This window comes from Longimicrobium sp. (assembly GCF_036387355.1).
Classification (GTDB): domain Bacteria; phylum Gemmatimonadota; class Gemmatimonadetes; order Longimicrobiales; family Longimicrobiaceae; genus Longimicrobium.
This window is the reverse complement of sequence record NZ_DASVTX010000332.1, coordinates 1-1763: the sequence shown is the minus strand read 5'-3', so window position 1 is coordinate 1763 and position 1763 is coordinate 1. Positions and strand designations below refer to the sequence as shown.

General features: G+C 71.1%; 1 protein-coding gene. It reads right to left on the bottom strand.

Features of this window, described 5'->3' with window-relative positions:
• Nucleotides 1–129: 129 nt before the first annotated feature.
• Entirely contained in the window at nucleotides 130–1422 is a 1293-nt protein-coding gene (locus tag VF665_RS14730) for a pepsin/retropepsin-like aspartic protease family protein (protein ID WP_331054198.1), read from the bottom strand.
• Between the last annotated feature and the right edge of the window lie 341 nt (nucleotides 1423–1763).

Genomic DNA, 1763 nt, shown 5'->3' with positions numbered 1-1763 from the left:
GAACGAAAGAAGCCCCGCCAGTCCGGTGGGGCTTCTTTGTTTCCAGCCGCGGCCGAGCGGGTTCTCGGCGCTGCGATGCGGGAGCGCGGCGACCGGTCGTCCGCGCCTCCGCGATGTTGAAGGCCGGCCCTAACGGAAGCGGATCCGCATGCGGCGGAAGTCGAGCGTCATCGACTCGAACTGGTTGATGACGTCCTGCCCGATGTTGCCGTACAGCCGGTCGGCGTCATCCGCCATCTTCTCGGTGAAGACGTTCACCGTGGGCAGCGTCACCTCGCGCCCGTCGATGGTCAGCACCAGCGGAGACAGCGCGTACGCCTGGACGTCGCGCATCCCGCCCGCTCCGCCCGTGCGCACGGCGGTGGGGCCGCGGCCCGCCTCCACCAGCGCGCGGCGCGCGGCGTGAAACGGCGGGTAGAGCGACGTGGCCTGCGCGCCCGTGTCGAACCCGAAGTGCAGCCGCTCGCCCGCGTGCTCCGCCGCGATCACGGGCATCAGCCCGCGCATGCACAGGTTCTGTTCGCCCCCGGACGCTCCCGCCGTGTCGCCCAGCACCAGCCCGCCGCCGCGCATGACCGTCGTCGAGCCGAACGCGGCGATCACGGGAAAGCCGATGATGCCGTGGATCTGGTAGTTGATCTGCGGAAACGCGAGCGCGCTGTCGGGAAACACCAGGAACACCGCGTTGCGCACCGTCGCCCCGCCGATCCGCAGCTCCGGCGCGATGCCGACGCGCGCTCGGGTCTGCGTGCCCGTGCTGGAGCCCACGTTCACCGTCGCATCCAGCACGCGGAACCCCATCTGCCGCGCCGTGGACTCGCTCGCGGTGGACAGGTTGGCCCCCGTGTCCCACACGAAGTCCGCGGTCTGCCCGCCAGACGCCACAGACACGTTCACCAGCCCCGCCCGGTCGCGCGTGGTGGCGAGGCGCACGGGCCCGGGCGCCTCGACCGTCTGCGCGGGAGTGCCGGCCAGCGCGCCCCACAGCCCGCGCACGTTGCCGGCGTTGTCGCGCCCGGCGCTGTCTGTGGCGGCGTCGGCGAACATGGCCGTGTACACCTGCGCCGCCTCGGCGTAGCGTCCCACGCGCACGTAGGCGTCGCCCAGCAGTTCGTGCGCGGTCTGCCGCCTGCGCCCGTCCGCCGCCGCCTCGCGGGAGTCCAGAAAGCGGCGCAGTTCCGGGATGGCGGCTTCCGGCCGGCTGAACGCCACGTCCACGGCCGCGCGGTAGAAGTCCAGCTCCGCGCCGCGCCGGGTGCCGTGCGCCGCCAGCGCGTCGCGCAGGCCGAAGCAGTCCTGCCGCCGGTACAGCTCCGCCAGCCGCGCCTCGTCCGCCGTCACCGGCACGGGCCCCGCGGCCGGGGGCCCGCACGCGGACAGCGCCACGGCCAGCGCCGCCGCGCTTCCCCATCGAGATCTCATGGTCGCTCCCTGGTAAAAGGTCCGAGCGGGGACAACCCACCCGCGCTCTTCAAATCATCGCGATCCGTCGCCGGAAATCTCCAGCGACCACGCGTACGATCCCGCCACTCCCGAGTTTCACCGCACCCGCATATGCGAGCGGTCTGCCGCTGCCGTCCGGGCGATTCTGGAATCCAGGGATCCGAACCCAGCCAAGACAGCGTCACTGAGCGGCCAGCGCGCGAACATCCCGCATCAGTCCTCGGGATTTCAGAACCCCAGACATTTTCAAAGCTCGTTTATTCCGTCTAGATTACCGGCTCGCCTCGTCCGCCATACTCGACAAACCGCACCACTGGGTG

What these genes read in the sequence shown, in the direction of transcription:
- VF665_RS14730 (WP_331054198.1), bottom strand. Translation starts at nt 1,422, where the DNA reads ATGAGATCTCGATGGGGAAGCGCGGCGGCGCTGGCCGTGGCGCTGTCC.